This window comes from Gorillibacterium massiliense (assembly GCF_000455485.1).
GTDB classification, from domain to species: domain Bacteria; phylum Bacillota; class Bacilli; order Paenibacillales; family NBRC-103111; genus Gorillibacterium; species Gorillibacterium massiliense.
This window is the reverse complement of sequence record NZ_CBQR020000160.1, coordinates 1-19,009: the sequence shown is the minus strand read 5'-3', so window position 1 is coordinate 19,009 and position 19,009 is coordinate 1. Positions and strand designations below refer to the sequence as shown.

At 51.1% G+C, this 19,009-nt stretch carries 19 protein-coding genes and 1 pseudogene; 2 read left to right on the top strand and 18 right to left on the bottom strand.

Translation table 11 applies throughout. The annotated features are described in order from the left end of the window. On the top strand, positions 1 to 329 hold a 329-nt coding region (locus tag TJ79_RS22590), incomplete at its 5' end, for an LrgB family protein (protein ID WP_040952619.1). A gap of 80 nt (positions 330 to 409) precedes the next feature. Here TJ79_RS22590 and TJ79_RS22585 read toward each other — a convergent pair. The 7 genes and pseudogenes from TJ79_RS22585 to TJ79_RS22560 all read right to left on the bottom strand — a co-directional run bounded on the left by TJ79_RS22585 (position 410) and on the right by TJ79_RS22560 (position 6,049). Further along, positions 410 to 1,213 (bottom strand): ABC transporter permease, encoded by an 804-nt coding sequence (locus TJ79_RS22585; protein ID WP_040952618.1) that lies wholly within the window; start codon positions 1,211 to 1,213, stop codon positions 410 to 412. After that, positions 1,197 to 2,000 (bottom strand): ABC transporter permease, encoded by an 804-nt coding sequence (locus tag TJ79_RS22580; protein WP_040952617.1) that lies wholly within the window; start codon positions 1,998 to 2,000, stop codon positions 1,197 to 1,199. Before TJ79_RS22580 ends, TJ79_RS22585 begins: the two co-directional genes overlap by 17 nt. Positions 2,001 to 2,003: 3 nt before the next feature. Then, complete coding sequence (locus TJ79_RS28300) at positions 2,004 to 2,189, bottom strand: hypothetical protein (protein WP_238323111.1); 186 nt, start codon at positions 2,187 to 2,189, stop codon at positions 2,004 to 2,006. Between the two features lie 223 nt (positions 2,190 to 2,412). Then, positions 2,413 to 2,952 (bottom strand): annotated as a pseudogene (locus tag TJ79_RS28295) (ATP-binding cassette domain-containing protein); the annotation flags it as partial. A 311-nt stretch (positions 2,953 to 3,263) separates the two neighbouring features. Further along, a complete protein-coding gene (locus TJ79_RS22570) occupies positions 3,264 to 4,001 on the bottom strand; it encodes a hypothetical protein (protein WP_155988002.1) in 738 nt (245 codons plus the stop codon). 84 nt (positions 4,002 to 4,085) lie between these two features. Continuing rightward, positions 4,086 to 4,829, bottom strand: a complete 744-nt coding sequence (locus tag TJ79_RS22565) for a hypothetical protein (protein ID WP_040952615.1) — start codon at positions 4,827 to 4,829, stop codon at positions 4,086 to 4,088. An 11-nt stretch (positions 4,830 to 4,840) separates the two neighbouring features. After that, complete coding sequence (locus TJ79_RS22560; protein ID WP_040952614.1) at positions 4,841 to 6,049, bottom strand: SPFH domain-containing protein; 1,209 nt, start codon at positions 6,047 to 6,049, stop codon at positions 4,841 to 4,843. Positions 6,050 to 6,284: 235 nt separating this feature from the next. Between TJ79_RS22560 and TJ79_RS22555 the strand changes: the two genes are divergently transcribed. Beyond that, positions 6,285 to 6,959 carry a class I SAM-dependent methyltransferase gene (locus TJ79_RS22555; protein ID WP_040952613.1) on the top strand — a complete coding sequence of 225 codons (675 nt, stop codon included), beginning with the start codon at positions 6,285 to 6,287 and terminating at the stop codon, positions 6,957 to 6,959. A gap of 39 nt (positions 6,960 to 6,998) precedes the next feature. Here the strand turns inward: TJ79_RS22555 and TJ79_RS22550 are convergent, their stop codons facing one another. The 11 genes from TJ79_RS22550 to TJ79_RS27620 form a co-directional block, all read right to left on the bottom strand. Then, on the bottom strand, positions 6,999 to 8,819 hold the full coding sequence (locus TJ79_RS22550) for a hypothetical protein (protein ID WP_155988001.1): 1,821 nt from the start codon (positions 8,817 to 8,819) through the stop codon (positions 6,999 to 7,001). Between the two features lie 138 nt (positions 8,820 to 8,957). Next, on the bottom strand, positions 8,958 to 10,184 hold the full coding sequence (locus tag TJ79_RS22545) for an acyltransferase (protein ID WP_052339885.1): 1,227 nt from the start codon (positions 10,182 to 10,184) through the stop codon (positions 8,958 to 8,960). Positions 10,185 to 10,337: 153 nt separating this feature from the next. After that, positions 10,338 to 11,279 (bottom strand): malate dehydrogenase, encoded by a 942-nt coding sequence (gene mdh / locus TJ79_RS22540; protein ID WP_040952611.1) that lies wholly within the window; start codon positions 11,277 to 11,279, stop codon positions 10,338 to 10,340. Positions 11,280 to 11,326: 47 nt separating this feature from the next. Further along, positions 11,327 to 12,622 carry an NADP-dependent isocitrate dehydrogenase gene (gene icd, locus TJ79_RS22535; protein ID WP_040952610.1) on the bottom strand — a complete coding sequence of 432 codons (1,296 nt, stop codon included), beginning with the start codon at positions 12,620 to 12,622 and terminating at the stop codon, positions 11,327 to 11,329. Between the two features lie 73 nt (positions 12,623 to 12,695). Further along, positions 12,696 to 13,808 (bottom strand): citrate synthase, encoded by a 1,113-nt coding sequence (gene citZ, locus TJ79_RS22530; RefSeq protein ID WP_040952609.1) that lies wholly within the window; start codon positions 13,806 to 13,808, stop codon positions 12,696 to 12,698. Between the two features lie 293 nt (positions 13,809 to 14,101). Continuing rightward, positions 14,102 to 14,491: an FxsA family protein gene (locus TJ79_RS22525; RefSeq protein WP_040952608.1), complete on the bottom strand. Its 390-nt coding sequence runs from the start codon at positions 14,489 to 14,491 to the stop codon at positions 14,102 to 14,104. Between the two features lie 212 nt (positions 14,492 to 14,703). Beyond that, positions 14,704 to 16,458 carry a pyruvate kinase gene (gene pyk / locus TJ79_RS22520; protein WP_040952607.1) on the bottom strand — a complete coding sequence of 585 codons (1,755 nt, stop codon included), beginning with the start codon at positions 16,456 to 16,458 and terminating at the stop codon, positions 14,704 to 14,706. A gap of 175 nt (positions 16,459 to 16,633) precedes the next feature. Next, positions 16,634 to 17,599 carry an acetyl-CoA carboxylase carboxyltransferase subunit alpha gene (locus tag TJ79_RS22515; RefSeq protein ID WP_040952606.1) on the bottom strand — a complete coding sequence of 322 codons (966 nt, stop codon included), beginning with the start codon at positions 17,597 to 17,599 and terminating at the stop codon, positions 16,634 to 16,636. Beyond that, positions 17,589 to 18,458: an acetyl-CoA carboxylase, carboxyltransferase subunit beta gene (gene accD / locus TJ79_RS22510; RefSeq protein WP_040952605.1), complete on the bottom strand. Its 870-nt coding sequence runs from the start codon at positions 18,456 to 18,458 to the stop codon at positions 17,589 to 17,591. The genes TJ79_RS22515 and accD overlap by 11 nt, the downstream gene beginning before the upstream one ends. Positions 18,459 to 18,495: 37 nt before the next feature. Further along, positions 18,496 to 18,684: a hypothetical protein gene (locus tag TJ79_RS22505; RefSeq protein ID WP_040952604.1), complete on the bottom strand. Its 189-nt coding sequence runs from the start codon at positions 18,682 to 18,684 to the stop codon at positions 18,496 to 18,498. A 123-nt stretch (positions 18,685 to 18,807) separates the two neighbouring features. After that, positions 18,808 to 19,009, bottom strand: a 202-nt coding sequence (locus tag TJ79_RS27620) for a hypothetical protein (protein ID WP_040952603.1), incomplete at its 5' end; no start/stop codon positions are given.

The following is a 19,009-nucleotide window of genomic DNA, read 5'->3' as shown; positions in this document are numbered from 1 at the left end:
TTATAGGCAGCCTAGCGCCCCGTTCCGTAACAACCCCCATCGCCATGGAAATTTCCAATATGATGGGAGCCAATGCGACGCTTACGGCTGTTTTCGTCATCATCACCGGCTTGTTTGGCTTCCTCGTGGGGCCAGCGGTCATCCGCCTGCTCCGGGTGAAATCGACGGTGGCTCAAGGCATGCTCATGGGCATGAGTTCCCACGGCGTCGGTACCTCCAAGGCGTTCGAGTTGAGCGAAGAGGTAGGCACCGCCTCCAGCGTCGCCATGGTATTAGCGGCAGTCATCACCTTCATGCTGGCGCCGTGGCTCGTCCCGCTGTTTCAATAAAAACTAAGAAAAACCGGCCAACCGCTGATAAGGCGGCTGGTCGGTTTTCCATTTTGCGCTTGATCTTTCCACTGAGCAGGCTATGTTCGCATCCCCATGCGGTTACCGGATGTGTACCTTTTTAATCCCAATCGGAACAACAGGATCGCACAGCCCGTAATGGCAGCGGATACGGCCAATGTAACCGCAAGAAACGGTAAATCCACTTGCCGCAGCAGCTTGATTGGCAGATAGCTGATAAACCCCGCCGGCAGGATGGTGAAGAGGATAACCTTGGCCGCCCCTTTGAAAATATCCGTCGGATACTGGGAGAAGGCCAACAAGCCGTTAAAGAGCTGAAAGCTGATTCCATCGGCATTTCCGATGAAAAAAGCCAGCGTATTTAAAATAACCGCCATAGACAGAAAAATCAGCATCGTGATGACCATGCTTAACAGAAACTTAAGCCAGCCGGCAAGCGACCATTCGCCGAACATGCTGTAAATGACCAGTCCGAATAGCAAATCCCCGATGGCGGATATATCCATGCGGCTGACCAGAATGTTCAGCAGGAGCGGCTTCGGCTGCACCAAATAAGCATCCAGATCCCCTTGGGCCACCATCGGGCTGATCCGTGGGGCGTTGCCGAAGAAAACAGCCATCAGACCAAACCCTCCGGCCGACACCGCCCAAAGCAGGAAAATATCATCCATCACCCAACCGTTAACCGCTTTGAAGCGGCCAAAGAATAGCCCCCAGAAAAACAACCAGACCGCATTGTTCACGAACATCGTACCGGCGGTGAGAAGAAAGCTGAGCCTGAACTCCATCGCTCCGGCCAAGTTCATCCGCCAGGAGGTCCATACAAACGACCACAGTGCCCTTATCTTACCCGCCGTTGACATTGAGCTTCTTCACTCCCTTCCGGTAGATGAACAGAACAATCCCGGTAAACAGGGCAATCCAGAACCATTGAATGGCCAGCATGTTCAAGAGATTGACTTGATCGAAAGCCACCGCCGCCTTCGCCGGAAAGTAGAGCACCGTTTGAAAAGGCAGCCAGACGCACACCCGCTGAAACGCTTCCGGATAAATCTCCAAAGGCATCAGCATCCCGCCGATGGTAAACAGCAGCTTGGTATATACGAACTCCAGCCCGCGGGTCTCTTCTACCCAAAAGGCGCACAAGGCCAAGATCATGTTGAGCAGAAAGTTAACGGTTAAGGCACCCAGACTCAGTGCAAGCAGGCCCAGCCAGCCGTAGCCGAAATGAGGAAATCCCAGCATGGAGATACCGAGTGCCAAGCCCATCAGCAGGTTGATACCAAACCGCAGATACGCCTCTCCGAGGTAGTTGACGTAATGAAACCCGATGTAGCTCACGGGCCGGGTCAATCGGTAACCGACATCTCCCGACTTTACCTCTTCTTCGATCCGCGCCGCTAAGCGAGGAGTCGCAATGGTAATCCCCTCTGTTATGATCAAATACCATACGATCTGCTTGAAAGAAAACCCGGCAATCGTCCCGCCGCCTTCCCCGTTGTAGGTAGCGGTCCATAATTGCATGAAAATATAAATGATCAAAATGTAAAAGATCGTCCGGATGAAAAAGTCCGCTACATACGCCACCTGGTTTTTCAAGGTCATTCTCCCGATGGCTGCATATTTGGCCGCAATGGCTGCGGGTTTCATGGCTTACACCTCCTTATCTGCACCTCGGGAATAGATATCCGTGATAATCTCTTCCATGGAGGGATCTTCAATGGTGACGTCGGCAATGCGATAATTGCCCACGATGTATGCGAGCAGATCCTCCATCGTTGTTTGCGATGTGTCCACCGATAAACGCATTCCCGTCCCTTTGCGCTTCAGCACATCCACACCCGGCAGGGTGATGGAATCCGCCGGCGCTTCCAGCAATTTGAGATGGACAGTTTTTTCGCGCCAGATAGTCGCGCTTCATTTCCGAAACGCTGCCGTCGAGAATGACCGTGCCGTGATTGATGACGATAGCTCGGCGGCATAGCTGCTCCACGTCGCCAGCATCATGAGAGGTGAGGAAGACTGTCGTCCCCTCCTCCCGGTTCATCTCCCGAATCAGCTCGCGGATGCGCTGCTTAACCACCACATCGAGCCCGATGGTCGGCTCATCCAGAAAAAGCACATCCGGCCGGTGCAGCAATGAGGCGGCGATTTCGCAGCGCATCCGCTCGCCCAAGCTTAGCTTACGGACAGGCGTCGCCAGATACGGTCCCAGTTCAAACCGTTCCACGAGAGAATCCCGCCGACTTCGATAATCGGCTCTCGGCAAATCGTAAATCCGGCTCATCAGCTCAAAGGTATCGGATGGCGGCAGATGATACCACAGCTGGGACTTCTGCCCAAACACGCAGCCGATGCGATAGGCCAATTGCTTCCGGTCCTTCCAAGGCGTGAGTCCGAGAACGCTGGCGTTTCCGGATGACGGATGCAAAATGCCGGAAAGCATTTTAATCGTCGTCGATTTTCCCGCTCCGTTGGGGCCAAGAAAGGCTAATGCCTCTCCTTGCACAACGGAAAAGCTGACAGACGAAACCGCCGATTTCTCTTGATATTGGGGCTTGAACAAGGAGCGGACACTTCCGCCAAGCCCCACCGCCTTCATCTTGACTTCAAACACTTTCGTTAACCCCTCGATCCATATAGCAGCCACTCCAACTCACCCCTGTTTCTTTTGTACGCTAAAGCAAAAAAGACCTCCGGCTGATCCGCCTGTTAGGCGGAACTTGCCGAAGGTCTTTTATCCCTACGGTGTGACGCGGCGTTATGGTCCGGCGCCTGATTTCGCTCGGTCCGTTACCCGGCTTTGCCTGCCGATCTATCAACGGTTCCCTAGAAACCCTTCCACTATTTGTAACATATTAACATGGTGCCTTTAAGTCCGGCAACCCCTTTTTTCCGCACGAGCCGAAATTTTCACGAATAAGAGATCGGCGCGCCGCAATACTCGCAGGAGGTGGCCTGTCCCGGCTTAAGCAGGCTGCTGGATCCGCAGCCGCCGCATTCCACCTTTTTAGGCTGGAGCTTCGGTTTCGTCTGAGGTATCTCTTTCGTTGCTACCGCCTGACCGCCGCCAAAGGCGGCATTCAGGGAAGCGGTGACCAAATTATTGATGCTGGTCGCCAAATCCACGTTTACGTCTACATCCACGTCCACATCGACGTCATCATTAGCCTCATTACCATCTCTCAAGGTTATGTTGTCGCCTTCGATGCTCATGTGATAATCGTCAAACACGCCGGTGTACATCATACGGATCAAATCGTTGGTTACGACTTTCCGACGGAGTCCTGTCCGTTCCGCGACGGACCGGATGGATCGCATTCTCTCATTGAGAAGGAGATGGGCATAAGTATGATAGCGGCTGATTAAGATGTTTTCCAGCCTGTGGCTGCGAATATAACAGAGAACACCCGGCAGCAGGAACACGACTGCAAAGACGATGGCCACAGGCGTACGGCTGCCTTCCACATCTCCGAAAAACGTGATCATCATGCCGAAAGCAAAATAAAGAAGAAATACATTACCCAACAGCTTCCAATCCTTTATCCGGTGAAAGCTCAAATTGCGGTGACTGAAAAAGGCCAGCAACGGTATCAGAAAAGCAAAGGGCAGAAAAAAGATCGAGAGCAGCCAGAACACAACATTGCTCATGACTGGTTTGTCCGATGTATACAAAGATTTACCCCTCTCGGTTTTGATTAAGAAAACAGGATAGTATCATCGATTCGATGAAGCTTATTTTAAGGCGATGAGCTGCCGGTTTCTTTTTTCCAGCTCCACATCCATGTCGGCAATGAGCTGCAAGGGTAACTCTTCCTTAGCTTCCGTACTTCCCGCCGCCGATGAGCGAATCCATTTTTCCAGCTCGTTGGACTGCCAAAACAAGCTCTCTTCGATGGCAACCAGGGAAGGATGGGAAACCGGGTCGCTGTAACGCGCTTTATCCTGCAACTGGGCGAGCTTTGATTTCAGCCCGGCTTCACCGGGAAGACTGCGGGCTTGCAGCAAATACAGCGCGTTTTGCAACTTTCCTTGGGTTTGCTTGAACAGATCGGTCCGCGCTTCCTGCTCATCCTGCTGTTCCTTGACATAGCGATGCTGGATAGCGGTAACCGCAAGGGCAGCCACAGCTGCCGCAACGGTTACGAAATGGATGATCATATACGTTCTAAAGGGCACGTGAATGATAAGCCAAAACACGACGATGTGAAAAAGTACAGCTGCAGCGTACAGCACGGATATGGTTATATACGGAACCGCAGCGGGAACGGCGCCTTTTGCCCGCCGGCTGCTACGGATCACGAACAAAATGGAACCGTAAGCGAGAACTTCGGCAGCAAACAGTAGTACAAGCGAAATCCACCAATAACGGGAAGGTAGGTAACCCCAACTTGTTCCGATGAAAATCCCCGCCGTCAGCACGATGACCGTCGTGAACAAAAGGTTAACGGCGGTAGCGGTAATGCGCGAAATGTTCATGGCCAGCTCCCTCAGATCAGCTTATTGCCGCATTCGAAGCAAAACTTCTGCCCCGGCTGTACGGCCGTTTGGCATTGACTGCAGGTGAGCACGAGACTCGCCCCGCATTCCCTGCAAAATTTCCCCGTTTCGTTGGTCGCTCCGCATTTTATGCAGATTAAGCCGAAAGACGCTCCGCACTCCATGCACACCTGCGCATCTGCAGGGTTGTCCGCCTGACAGCGGGGGCAAGGCCGATAAGCGTCGCCGCATTCGGGACAGAATTTCGAGCCTGTCGGAATCGGCTGCCGGCAATTGGAACATGGTATGATTTTGGCTTCTTCCTTCTGTTGGAGCGGCTTTTCATTTTCCAGAGTTGCCTGGCTGCCGAAGCTGACTCCGAGGGCGGTTCCCATTTCCCTGCCCAAACTTAGGCCGATTCCGGCTCCCATAAAGGGAGAGACGTTCCCCTCGTTTTTCGCGGCGTTCTCGTAGGTGTTGAAGGTCCGCTCCTGCTGGTAGTTGTAGCCGATAATATCCATTTCCGCCTTTTTCGCAAGGGCATCTTTAAGCCGCTTGGTCGAAGGATCGTCCTCCGGCGTATTGATGGACTCGATGGCGAAGCCCGCCAAACGAAGCCCGTATTCGGAAAAGACAGCCGCAACCCGCTCCTGCACGTGAATGGAAATCTCCGATAGATAGGCGTTGATCTCCAGCAAGCTGATTTTCTTGAAGATAAGATAAGAGGAGATAAGCTCCTTCACATTCATCATTAAAATCCCGCGAAAATACTGGCTGAGCTCGTTCTGTGTCATTTCCGTCTGGGTACCGATGAGCTTAAGCAAAAACTTGCGGGTGTCCTCCACTTGAATACCCATCTGGCCGAAAGCTCTTACGCCCACCAGCAGTTGATATTTGGGGTCTTGAAGCTGAATCGGACTCTGGGTTCCCCATTTGATGTCCAACCGGCATGTCTTATTAACGAACCATACCTCGGCTGTGAAAGGAGATCTGCCGCCAAAGGGGATGTTTACCAAGTTGGACAGAATCGGGATATTCTCCGTCGACAGGGTATGCCGTCCAGGCCCGAACAGGTCGAGAGCTTGTCCGCCCTTGAAAAAGAGCACCTCTTGGGATTCGTTGACGATAAGTTGAGTCCATGTACCCAGTTCCTCGAAGGGATACTTCCACACCATCGTATCCGGCGCTCCGTCATATTTCACCACTTTTACAAGTTCCATCGCGAACTCCCTTCCTTAAGCAAAAAACGACGCTTTCCACGATATTCTATAGTATAAATATACTACGAATACCGTCCCATCGGGTGACAAAAAATGCTAATACTATGAAAGAATTAATAAAGATTCGGTAATTAAATTATAGTTTCAGCCTATAAATACAACAGTCTTTATCTATTTCTCCAATGGAAAAAACAAGCGTATACTAGGTCTACCCAAACGAAAGGACGTGTCCGTGATGCTGGAAGATGTGATCAAAGGCTTTGACGCCAATGCTCAAGATTATGATAAAGAGAGGAGAAAACTGCTTCCCTGTTTCGACACTTTCTATGGAACGGCCGTTCATCTCATCGAAACGGATAACCCTGCGCCGACGATCCTGGACCTCGGGGCTGGAACAGGTCTCTTATCTGCTTTTATACTGGCGAAATACCCAAACGCCAATATCACCTTAATCGACCTCAGCGAAAAAATGCTGGAGCGGGCCAAGGAGCGATTCGCCGGTAGAGATAACATCCGCTATCTGACGGGGGACTACAGCCAATACTCCTACAATGAAACCTATGACTATGTCGTATCCTCGCTATCCATTCACCATCTGACCCAGATGGATAAGGCGGCGCTGTTCAAGACCGTTTTCGGCATATTGAAGGGGAACGGCCAGTTCATCAATGCGGATCAGGTGGCAGGGACTTCCTCATTCTTTGACGCTTATTACCGAGAACAGTGGGAAGCGAGCATCCGGGCAAGCGGGTTGACTGAAGAAGCGATGGAAGCGTCGCGGCAAAGAAGGAAGCTGGATATCAACGCTTCCGTACATGATCAGATCCAGTGGCTCCAAGAAGCGGGTTTCGCCGATGCCGATTGCGTATTCAAGATGTATGATTTCGGGGTGTTTTACGCGAAAAAGTAAGACGCCAGCTTCCATTGTGAAAACGGCGTCCCCCCTCCCTTATTTCGTCACAACTGAGGCACGGTAATAACTGCTCTCCACTTGGTAGGGGGCCCAACTGTTTTGCAACTCTATAGGGGCTGGCTTCCAGCTCCATGAAGCTTTATCGAAGATCAGTAAGGATGAGCCTTCTTCGCGGTAATTATTGCTAATCAGCCGGTCGCCAAAAGGCTGCACGTTCCCCCAATCGCTGTCGTTCACCTTGGGCAATAATTTTGGTTTACGACCCGGCACCCAGTAAGCATATTCCACCGTCATCTGCTCTTTTCCAACTTGCCGCATCAAATATAAGCCCTTCTCGTCGGCGGTTACCCCTCTTCCCTTGACCGTCTGGACGCTTCCATTGGATTTTTGCCAAGTAACCGTCCATTTTTCATCTTCCGAACCGTTCCAAAAGGTGCCAAGCGTATGAAACAGCGGACGAATCACCATAGCGTGATATTTATAATCTTGATAGGTGACGGTTAAATTCTCTTTTTTCTCCAAAAGACGCTCTCCCGCACCTTCGTAGATTTCCAGATCTACAGGGAAAAAGGAATCGTTTTTTCGGTCATATCTCGTCAATGTCAGGTAGGTTCTGTTTGATTGGGGATCATAGGAGTATCCGCTTATCCACTTAGGTTCGTCCTTCTCCTTGGCGGTTAAGATACGAACATTCTGCCGCTTATCTGTTACAGTGTCATAGACGTATGCTCCCTGCAGATCCTTCGTCATAAACCGTTCATTATCCAACCATTGGATGATCGTGCCATCGGTGAACGTATAATAAGTCCCGTTGCTCAAAAGCTTCGTCTCCTGATTCTTCCGCTCCAAAAACAGAGCATAAATACCGCCAGGGGCATCGACGACCTCTTCATTCGTGTTTACCAATCCGATATAGCTGTTTCCGTCAGGTGCAAAGATCACATCATCGTAAAAGGGATCGAACCGGCTCCAACCTGCTTTTTTACCGCTCGTACTGTCATACCAGACGGCAGGTTCAACAACGTCGAGGGACAAATAGAGATCCTTCCCGCGAGCCAGAGAGTTGCCTGAAATACCGAAAAGATTATGAATTTCGAAAGTTGGTTGACTATACGGCGGGTCCAACGTTACCTTCAACCGGCGGCTGTCCAACCATTCTCCCCCCGGCTTGATCTCAACGTTCTTCGTGTCAACCGGTTCGGAGAAACGAATGACGGCCGTTTGGCTGCCTTCGCCTTGTTTGAGGATCTTTGCGCCAAAGCTTGGAATGTAATCCGGCACCATAAATCCGTCTACCGTAAAGGTCATCGGCTCCATGCGTTTTACAGCAATCGACGGCAGATCGCCAAAGGTAAGCGTTGCTTTACGGTCAAGACCGGTCAGCGTCCATTTATATCGGGGAGTCAAAGTAAGAACCTCCGGATTTTCCATGCGGATTTCAAAAGTCCCTTGATCCGCTCGGATATCCTTCAGCAATTCCGCTATCTTAGATTCCGGCAGTTCCTTAAATGTTATAAAGCCATACAATTTATCTAAATGATAGGCATAGGATACGGGACTCGAAGGCAATACGGACGGCATAAAAGAGACGATTTCTCTGCCGCCCCCCTTGTCCGGGTCTTCTTGATAGATGCCCAGTTCCGTGATGGAATCTCGAAAGCTCAGATTGGGCGTTGAAGTCGGATTAGGAGATGACGATGCCCCAATCGCTGACACGCTCGCACCGGGAGTCGGTGTTGCTGTCATGGTCACCTTCGCCGACGTGCCCGCAGCCCGTGGGTCATCCGATTCTTTCTCACATGCTGTAAATAGGCAAAGCACGACCAGCAGGCCGACGGCTAAAGCACTTTTTCTCACGAATAAATCCTCTCCCCTAAGCTGCAATATCCCTCTCCTAAATGACGCTGAAATTGGAGAAATGTTACAGAAAAAAGCCCGCCGAACAAAATATTCGGCGGACATTTTCAGAACGGAATGAAGCTCATGAATCAAGCTCTAGGCCTCGAATGTAGAACTGACGGGTGCGGCGGCTGTCGACGTTCTTATCCCTGGAGAATCTATTGAGCGGATCTTCGGCACAGAACCAAACAGTACCCAGGCAAACTTGAAACGCTTCTGCAGCAAACCGACGACCATCCAGGAAACAGATAGCGTTGCCGCATAGGCGCAGGCGTAATAGAGCACATACAAATGAGGCTGACTCGGCGTGTCCAATAATCGGATAAACAGATACAGAACAGCCGCATGGACGATATAAACGCCAAAAGAGACGCTGCCCAAATGGAGCAGTAACTTGGCGGCAGTCCCCTTCAGCTTGCGGTACAACAAACCGGCCAATTGATAGAGGATCAAACCGGACGTATAGGTTTGCAGAAACCAAAGCAGCTCATATGTGAAGGCGCCGGCGTTTGCGGTGCCGGTTCGATTTTCATACCAAAGGTGGATATGGGCCACAGTCGCAACCAGCCACACGCCCCAAACGACCAGCCAAATCCCCCCGCGATAGGTGAACAGCTTTTCCCAAGTCAAGTCCAGCATGTCCCTTACTTGTTTATGAAAAATTCCGAAAAAGGCGCCTAAGCAAAAATTCGCAAAATAGCTGATGAATAAGTATCCTTTATCTCCATAATGCATGACTTCCAAATTGCCTATCACAAAAGCCCATTGCAAAACGAGGCCGATCGGGATCAGCATTTTAGTTAATTGCGGTTTCTTTTGCAGTAGCCAAAGCATGAACGGAAACAGCACGTAGAACTGAGCATTGATGAAGATAAAATACAGGTGATAATACGTCTTCCCGTGAACAAGGAGCCCGAGAAACTGCTTAACAGAGCCGTAATCGCTCATATGGGAAAAGCCGTAAACTCCGTACAAGCCCAGCATATAGTAAAAACACGAGCCGACCAAATAAGGAACGAGAATATACATTAGCCTTCGCTTGTAAAAGCGAGAGAGCAGTGCCTTCGATAGAGGCCGGTCGTAATAGCTGTAAAACAATACGAAGGCGCTAAGAAACAGAAAAGTTGGCGTACCAAACTTATTGAAGATATTGAGAAAGTTGAATAGCGCATATAGGCTTGACTGCTTCCCTTGAATTTCACCGATAGGCGTGGCTGTCACATGAACCATAATGACACCAAGGATCGCCAACGCTCGAACGTAATACAAGGACATAATTGGCTCCTTGCTACCGCCTGCGCCGCCACTCCGTGACACGTTCATCTTACATCACTCTCCTCTATTTATCAGTTAGCGAGTTTTGCCCCATCTTTTTACTGTAGAGGAGAAAGATTATCGTAAGATAAAAAAAGAAAAACGGCCTTCTTTCGATTACTCGAAGAAGACCGTTTCTATTTTCGTTAGGTTATGAGGTGATTATGCTTGCACAACCGCGATGACGTTGCGTACGGAGTCCGCCGATTTGTCCAGCGCCGCTTTCTCCTCCGCCGTCAGCTCCAGCTCAAAAATCTTCTCAATCCCGTTGCCGCCAAGTAATGTCGGTACGCCTAAGAACAAATTGTCGTAGCCGTATTCGCCTTCCAACAGAGCGATGGATGCGATGATCCGCTTTTTGTCCTTAACGATAGCCTCCGTCATCTGAACGAGAGATGCCGCCGGAGCATAATAAGCGCTGCCGTTGCCCAACAGGTTGACGATTTCACCGCCGCCGGTACGGGTGCGCTTCACGATGGCTTCAATGCGGTCCGCCGGAATCAGTTTATCGATGGGGATGCCGCCGACGTTGGAATAACGGACGAGAGGCACCATATCGTCGCCGTGTCCGCCCAAAACGAAGCCGCGGACATCCTCCACGGATACGTTAAGCTCTTGGGCGATAAACGTGCAGTACCGGGCCGTATCTAATACGCCGGACTGGCCGATGACGCGGTTTTTCGGGAAGCCTAAGGCTTGATAAGCCGCATAGGTCATGGCGTCTACCGGGTTAGACAGGATGAGGACGATGGAATCCGGGCAGTACTCGCGGACGTTCTCGCAAACGTTCTTTATGATCCCCGCGTTGGTATTCACCAGGTCGTCGCGGCTCATGCCAGGCTTGCGGGCGATGCCTGCTGTAATGATGACGATATCTGAGCCGGCAGCATCCGCATAATCGGAGGTACCGACGATGTTGGCGTCAAACCCTTGTACCGGACCGGCTTCCAGCATATCCAGCGCCTTCCCCTTGGTCGGGTTCTCCAGTTGGGGAATGTCCAGCAGGACGATATCCCCTAACTCCTTCTGCGCTAGCATGAGGGCGGTAGTCGCTCCGGTGAAGCCTGCACCGATTACCGTTATTTTTTTTCGTTGAATAGCCATTGAATGACGTTTCTCCTCTCGCGTGTATCTCTATTTCTCGCCAGGGATTAGAAGAACTTGATGATTTGATCGGCGAATTCCGAAGTTTTTACTTTCGTTGCACCTTCCATCAGGCGGGCGAAGTCATAGGTAACGACCTTGCTGTCGATGGCGGCGGACAAACCTTTATAGATCAGATCGGCGGCTTCCTGCCAGCCCAGATGCTCCAACATCATGACGCCGGAGAGGATAACCGAGCCCGGGTTTACCACGTCGAGGTCGGCATATTTCGGCGCCGTACCATGGGTTGCTTCAAAGATGGCATGACCGGTGACATAGTTGATATTGGCTCCCGGCGCAATGCCGATTCCGCCGACTTGAGCAGCCAGAGCATCGGACAGATAGTCGCCGTTTAAGTTCAGCGTGGCGATGACGTCGAAGTCGCTTGGGCGGGTCAATACTTGCTGCAGCGTGATGTCGGCAATGGCATCCTTGACGATGATCTTGCCTGCGTCCTCAGCTGCTTTTTGCGCAGCGTTAGCGGCATCCGTGCCTTCAGCTGCTTTGATGCGGTCGTATTGGTCCCAAGTGAACACTTGATCACCGAATTCTCTCTCGGCCAAGGCGTAGCCCCAGTTTTTAAAGGCGCCTTCGGTGAATTTCATGATATTGCCTTTGTGCACCAAGGTGACGCTTTTGCGGCCATGCTTGATGGCGTATTCGACAGCGGCGCGTACAAGACGCTCCGAGCCTTCGCGGGATACCGGTTTGATGCCGATGCCGGAAGTTTCCGGGAAGCGGATTTTCTTGACGCCCATCTCTTTTTGCAGGAACTCGATGACTTTCTTCACTTCTGCGGAGCCCTCTTGGTACTCGATGCCCGCATAGATGTCTTCCGTATTTTCCCGGAAGATGACCATGTCCACCAACTCAGGGTGCTTCACAGGGGAAGGAACGCCCTCAAAATAGCGAACGGGGCGCAGGCAAACGTAAAGATCCAGCTCTTGCCGCAATGCGACGTTCAGAGAGCGGATGCCACCGCCGATAGGCGTGGTCAACGGGCCTTTGATGGCGACAATATATTCGCGGATCGCCGTCAGAGTATCCGTTGGGAGCCATTCGCCGTATTCGTTGAACGCTTTTTCACCGGCAAATACTTCGTACCAGGCGATTTTCTTCTCGCCGCCGTATGCCTTCTCTACCGCAGCATCAAGCACCCGTTTAGATGCCCGCCAAATGTCGCGGCCGGTGCCATCTCCTTCAATGAAAGGAATGATCGGGTTATTCGGAACATTCAATTTTCCGTTGTCGATGGTAATGGTTGCGCCTTCTGTCGGAAGGGAGAACTTTTCAAACTGTGGCATGTAGGGGATAGCCTCCTTGATATGGTATGGGTAATGGCAAGAATATAGATTCAGCCGGTTGAAGAACCGGAAGCTAGCGGCGTTCCACCGGAACGTATTTCTGTGTGGAAGGACCGACGTACTCGGCGCGAGGACGAATCAGCCGGTTATTCTCGTATTGCTCCAAAATATGAGCCGTCCAGCCGGAACAGCGGCTGATGGCAAAAATCGGCGTGAACAAATCACGGGGAATCTTCAAAGTCGTATAAACCGAAGCCGAGTAGAAATCGACGTTTGGTTTAAGCCCTTTCAAACCGGTTACCAAGTTTTCGATACGGATGGACATCTCGTACCACTTCAAATCTCCCGTTTGGCTGCCCAGCTCAAGGGACATCTTCTGCAGATGTTTGGCGCGGGGATCGCCGTTTTTGTAAACGCGATGGCCGAAGCCCATCAGCTTTTCTTTATTTTCCAGCTTGCGGTTGACATACGGGTCGATATTTTCGAGGGTGCCGATTTCCTCCAGCATAGCCATGACCGCTTCATTGGCGCCGCCGTGCAGCGGACCCTTAAGCGCTCCAATGGCAGAGGTAACGCCGGAGTATATATCCGACAGTGTCGCTACCGTTACCCGGCCGGCAAAAGTCGATGCATTCAATTCATGGTCGGCATGAAGCACGAGAGCTTTGTCCAGCGCTTTCACCGCGACATCGCTCGGCTCCTCGCCGCTTAACATATAGAGAAAGTTCTCTGCGATGGTCGCGCCCGCTTTGGGAGCGATCGGTTCCTTGCCGTCACGGATTCGTGAAAATGCGGCGATGATCGTAGGAATTTGCGCTTGCAACCTTACGGCTTTGCGGAGATTGGCTTCCTTCGTCATATCGTCCGCTTCGCCGTCATAGAGAGCTAGAGCAGATGTCGCCGATCGCAGCGCCGCCATAGAGTTGGCATTCTTCGGGAACAAGCGGATAAGGTCCACGACTTGTTCAGGAATCGCTGCTGCCGCACTCAACTCATCACGTATCCTGGTTAATTCGGCAGCTTTGGGCAGTTTGCCGTACCACAACAAATATATGACTTCTTCAAAGGAAGCGTTTTCGGCCAAGTCGTCAATATCATATCCGCGGTAGGTTAAAATGCCATCGATGATAGAACTAACGGATGAAGTGGTAGCGACGATCCCTTCCAAACCTTTTGTGGCTGTCATTCTCTTCTCTCCTTTGGCTTAAGTTTTCACGAACATAAATAACATTTATCATACATTCTATACTTAATAATAAAGTATTTTTACAAAATTGTGAATCTCGTTAGCATAGAACTTCATTATCATAGGTATAAAATGATTTTGTTTCAAAATTGTGAACGAAATTTCGACAGCAGAAACCGTCAACTTCATGACGGAGCCGACAAAATAGATAAACGATTTTACGAGCTTCGTTTAGCAGCAGTAAAACAAAATTCCTGCCCTTATCATGCAGGAATTTTGTCTATTCTTACGCATTACTTATAAAATCGGATAGAGCCCTTCTCGATTTGCTTCATCAGGAGCTTAAGCAGAATGCCTCTTGCCAGAGGACGGGTTAACGGCAGCAGTAGGAACAGTCCAATGATATCCGTAAAAAAACCGGGAAGGATAAGCAGCAAGCCTCCCGCCAGGATGCACAAACCCTCTAGAAGCGGTCCAGCCGGCAGTTGCCCCCTGGAAAGAGAATCGGCTGCTTCCCGCCAAACCAGTCTGGCTTCCCGCCTCGCGATGAAGGTTCCTACCGCGGATATTAGCAGAACGAAGACGACCGTTTGCCAACCGCCTATCCATCGTCCCATGGTAACAAGACCCCATATTTCCAATGCAGGTATCCCTATGAACAAAATTAACAGCCAGCGAAACATCCCGTCACCCCTTTTTTCAAGGCCATCTGCAATACGCCCGGTACTGGCGCCCTGGAATCCGGCTTGACACGGAAAACCGGATAACGCAGTACGTTCAAAACGGACGACGTTTACCGATAGCGTAATCAGTCTAGGGATAGCGGCCAGCTATAGGTACCGATAGAGAAAAATAGTGAAGCGGATAACCGCTTCACTATTTGCGACTCTTTATCTTACAACACTCTGGCTTTGCCGGAGTAAATAAAGCCTTGTTCGGCGTAGATCGATACTTCCATGCCGTCTTCAAACAGGTTCAACGCGTTGTCGACGCCGATGATAACCGGCTTGCCCAGGTTAAGGCCAACAACGGCTGCATGAGAGGTGATGCCGCCGGATGCGGTAATGACACCGGCTGCTTTTTCAAAAGCAGGCATATATTCTTTATCGGTTCCCGGTGCAACAAGGATGGAGCCTTCGGTTACTTTTTCGACGGCTTCCTTGGCGGAACGGGCGATTACGACTTTACCGGTAGCAGTTTGGCTGCCGATGCCTTGGCCTTTGGCAATCAATTCACCGACATGGTGAACCTTGATCAGGTTGGTGGAACCGGAACGGCCAACCGGAATGCCGGCGGTGATGACAACCAGATCGCCAAGATTGATGAGACCGGTTTTGCGGCCGGCTTCGATGGCGGCGGAGATCATATCGTCGGTGGTATCAGCGTCGGTGCCCAGCACCGGGGTAACGCCCCATACCAGGACAAGGCGGCGCATCATGCGCTCCGTTTTCGTATAAGCGATAACCGGAGCTTCCGGACGGTATTTGGATACCATACGGGCGGTATATCCCGTTTCGGTGCAGGTGATGATGGCTTTAGCATGCAGGTCCAGAGCGGAGTTAGCAACCGCTTGACTGATGGCTTCCGTTACCGAAACTTGTTGAGCCGTCGCTTGCTTTTTGAAGATTTCGCGGTATTCCAGCGCTTCTTCGGTGCGTTCTGCGATGCGGGCCATGGTTTGAACGGATTCAAGCGGGTATTTCCCTGCAGCGGACTCGCCGGATAGCATAACAGCGTCGGTGCCGTCGAAGATGGCGTTGGCCACGTCGTTGGCTTCTGCACGGGTAGGACGAGGGTTGCGCTGCATGGAATCCAGCATTTGGGTTGCCGTTATAACCGGCTTGCCCACCAAGTTACATTTCTTGATCATGAGCTTTTGTGCCAACGGAACTTCTTCTGCCGGGATTTCAACGCCCAAGTCGCCGCGGGCAACCATGATGCCGTCGGATACTTCGATAATTTCATCCAGGTTGTCGACGCCTTCCTGGTTTTCGATTTTGGAGATGATTTGGACGTGGGTCGCGTTTTCTTGTTCCAGAATTTCGCGAATTTCCAACACGTCGCTGGCTTTACGTACGAAGGAAGCGGCGATGAAGTCGATGTCTTGGCTGATGCCGAAGCGAATATCGGCGGCGTCTTTCTCCGTGATGCCCGGCAGGGAAATTTTCACGCCAGGGACGTTAACGCCTTTCTTGCTCTTGATGGTTCCGCCGTTCACGATAACACATTCGATTTCCGTTTCCGTGAGGCCGGTAACGGTCAAACCGATCAAGCCGTCGTCGATCAAAATCGTCGAACCAACTTCTACGTCGCGGGGAAGATCTTTGTACGTAATGGAGATGCGGTTTTTGTCGCCGAGAATTTCTTCGGTGGTGAGGACGAGGGTTTCATCTTGAATGAGTTCGATGGGCTCTTCCTTCAGTTTACCGGTGCGAATTTCCGGTCCTTTCGTATCCAGCAAAATGGCTACGGTTTTATTTAATTCTTTAGCAGCCTGCCGAATATTGATGATGCGGTTGCCATGCTCTTCGAAGTCGCCGTGAGAAAAGTTCAGACGGCAGACATTCATTCCGGCGTTCATAAGCTTTTTCAGCATTTCGACGGATTCGCTGGCTGGGCCAATGGTACATACGATCTTTGTTTTACGCATGTTGGTTTCCTCCTACATTTGCACTTCATGGAATATGTTTATATTTTGCGCTTGGGGGAGCGAAAATATCAGCTAAAGTCCGCTTGCAAGCGGAAAAGATGGGTAGACAGACGAATGAGCCGCAGGAGTGCGGCTGTTAATCTTTTACCCACCCTATAGGGGTGTGAACAAAGCATTAAGACGGCTGCAAAAAATCAAATTTGCCGATGCTGCGGAATTTGCGGAAGCGGTCCTCCCGGAGTTCTTCCGGCGACATGTTGGCGAGCTCTGTGATGTGCTCCCACAACTTATCGCGGAGTAATTCCGCTTGTTTCTTGGGGTCCTTATGGGCGCCGCCCCGAGGTTCGGGAACGATATCGTCGATGACGCCCAGCTGCAAAATATCTTGAGCCGTCACCTTCATTCGTTCTGCAGCCTCAAGACCGCGAGATGAATCTTTATAGAGAATGGAAGCCGCCCCTTCCGGTGAAATCACCGAATAGATGGCATGCTCCAGCATGAGCACGCGATTGCCTACTCCGATGGCGAGGGCTCCGCCACTGCCGCCTTCACCAAGCACGACACAGACGACGGGCACGCCTAGCGCAGCCATTTCCTGCAGATTGCGGGCGATAGCTTCAGCTTGCCCCCGCTCCTCTGCCGCACCGCCGGGATACGCTCCAGGCACATCAATAAAGGTAACGATGGGGCGATGGAATTTGTCCGCCTGTTTCATGAGGCGCAGCGCCTTGCGATAGCCTTCAGGATGGGGCATGCCAAAGTTGCGGGCGATGTTGTCCTTCGTATCTTTCCCTTTTTGGCTGCCGATAACGGTGACGGGCATGCCTTTCAACTTGGCAATACCGCCGACAATGGCTAAATCATCGCCAAACAGCCGATCGCCGTGAAATTCCACGAAATCGTTAAAAACCGCATTTATGTAATCCATTGCCGTTGGGCGCTGCGGATTTTTAGCGATTTGCATTTTTTCCTTCACGGATAATCCGGAATAAAGCTGATCCTCCAGAAGAGCGTAGCGTTCTTCCAGCCGAGATATTTCATCGGAAAAATCAATCTGTTTCTCCAGACCAAATTTGCGCAGCTCCTCAATTTTACCACGGAGCTCCGCTAAAGGTTGTTCATAGGGAAGTTCACCCGCCATGGGACGAAACCTCCTTTACCGTATGAATATCCAAAATCTTGATAAGCGTATTGCGCAAATCTTTGCGGTGTACGACTTTATCGACCTGACCGTGCTGCAAGTTGAACTCGGAGGTTTGGAAATTGTCCGGCAGTTTCTGACGGATGGTTTGCTCGATGACCCTTCTTCCTGCAAAGCCGATTACGGCTCCCGGTTCAGCAAGAATGATGTCGCCCAGCATGGCAAAACTGGCGCTTACCCCGCCCAAGGTTGGGTCGGTCAACACGGAAATATATAGACCGCCGTTTTCGTGAAACCGGTTCAGTACGGCGCTTGTCTTCGCCATCTGCATCAGCGAGAGAATACTCTCCTGCATCCGTGCTCCACCGGAAGTGGAGTAGATGATAAGCGGATATTGCTTCTGCATCGCCGTCTCGGCGGCTCGGGCGATTTTTTCTCCGACTACGCTTCCCAAGGAACCGGCGAAAAATTCAAAGCTCATCATGCATACAACGGCGGGAAATCCGCCAATGGTGCCTTCGCCTGTTACAACGGCGTCAGTAAAACCTGTCTTCTCCATCATCTGGGCGATTTTATCTTCGTAGCCGGGAAACTCAAGGGGATCGACGGAAACCATATCTGCGTCGTATTCAAAGAGTCGCCCGTCGTCCATCGTCATCATGATCCGTTCCGCAGCGTTCAACACGAAGTGGTAACCGCAGGTTGCGCACACTTTCAAATTCTTCTGCAGTTCCATATTAAATTGGATAGCGCCGCATTTCGGACACTTGTTCATCAAACCCTCGGGTATTTCACGGCGGGCTCTGTCCGATGGAATGGTGGCGTATTTACGTTTTTGGAACAAATCCTTCAGCGGCACATAGACACCTCACTAGAGCATATTCGATCGCAAGGGCTCACCTGTGCAATATGGAGTTGAGAACTTCCTGCACTTCTAGAACTTCCCCTTCAGGTACGAGAATTTCGAATTGGGTATTCATCAGGTTGATAGCCCGGACTTGAACCAGAAAGCCTTCTTCTGTCAGCTTGTCCTTTATGCGCTCAGAGATTCTGGCAGTTGGCGCGATGTAGATGACAGTCCACACGTTATGAAAACCTCCTCGGGACCCACTCATAGACAGCTGTGCAATAGATTTATCATAGCACAACCGCCTTTTAAGCCGCAACAAAGCAAATAAGGAGAAAACCGAACAAATGAATTGTACCGGTCAGCCTGTCACGATCACCGTATCCTTGCCGAGCAGATCTTCCACTTGACGGAACAGCTCTGGAGAAGGCTTCACCTTGTATTTATCGCTTAAGGCAAGCTTCTTTTTCTCCCGCTCGTAAAAGAGCACAACCGGCAGCGGTCCGCTGCTCAGCTTCAGCAGTTCCTGGAGCTTGGCGAGCACCTGGGGCTGTTCCCGGTCT

What these genes read in the sequence shown, in the direction of transcription:
- TJ79_RS22585 (WP_040952618.1), bottom strand. Translation starts at nt 1,213, where the DNA reads ATGTCAACGGCGGGTAAGATAAGGGCACTGTGGTCGTTTGTATGGACC.
- TJ79_RS22580 (WP_040952617.1), bottom strand. Translation starts at nt 2,000, where the DNA reads ATGAAACCCGCAGCCATTGCGGCCAAATATGCAGCCATCGGGAGAATG.
- TJ79_RS22570 (WP_155988002.1), bottom strand. Translation starts at nt 4,001, where the DNA reads ATGAGCAATGTTGTGTTCTGGCTGCTCTCGATCTTTTTTCTGCCCTTT.
- TJ79_RS22565 (WP_040952615.1), bottom strand. Translation starts at nt 4,829, where the DNA reads ATGAACATTTCGCGCATTACCGCTACCGCCGTTAACCTTTTGTTCACG.
- TJ79_RS22560 (WP_040952614.1), bottom strand. Translation starts at nt 6,049, where the DNA reads ATGGAACTTGTAAAAGTGGTGAAATATGACGGAGCGCCGGATACGATG.
- TJ79_RS22555 (WP_040952613.1), top strand. Translation starts at nt 6,285, where the DNA reads ATGCTGGAAGATGTGATCAAAGGCTTTGACGCCAATGCTCAAGATTAT.
- TJ79_RS22545 (WP_052339885.1), bottom strand. Translation starts at nt 10,184, where the DNA reads ATGAACGTGTCACGGAGTGGCGGCGCAGGCGGTAGCAAGGAGCCAATT.
- mdh (WP_040952611.1), bottom strand. Translation starts at nt 11,279, where the DNA reads ATGGCTATTCAACGAAAAAAAATAACGGTAATCGGTGCAGGCTTCACC.
- icd (WP_040952610.1), bottom strand. Translation starts at nt 12,622, where the DNA reads ATGCCACAGTTTGAAAAGTTCTCCCTTCCGACAGAAGGCGCAACCATT.
- citZ (WP_040952609.1), bottom strand. Translation starts at nt 13,808, where the DNA reads ATGACAGCCACAAAAGGTTTGGAAGGGATCGTCGCTACCACTTCATCC.
- TJ79_RS22525 (WP_040952608.1), bottom strand. Translation starts at nt 14,491, where the DNA reads ATGTTTCGCTGGCTGTTAATTTTGTTCATAGGGATACCTGCATTGGAA.
- pyk (WP_040952607.1), bottom strand. Translation starts at nt 16,458, where the DNA reads ATGCGTAAAACAAAGATCGTATGTACCATTGGCCCAGCCAGCGAATCC.
- TJ79_RS22515 (WP_040952606.1), bottom strand. Translation starts at nt 17,599, where the DNA reads ATGGCGGGTGAACTTCCCTATGAACAACCTTTAGCGGAGCTCCGTGGT.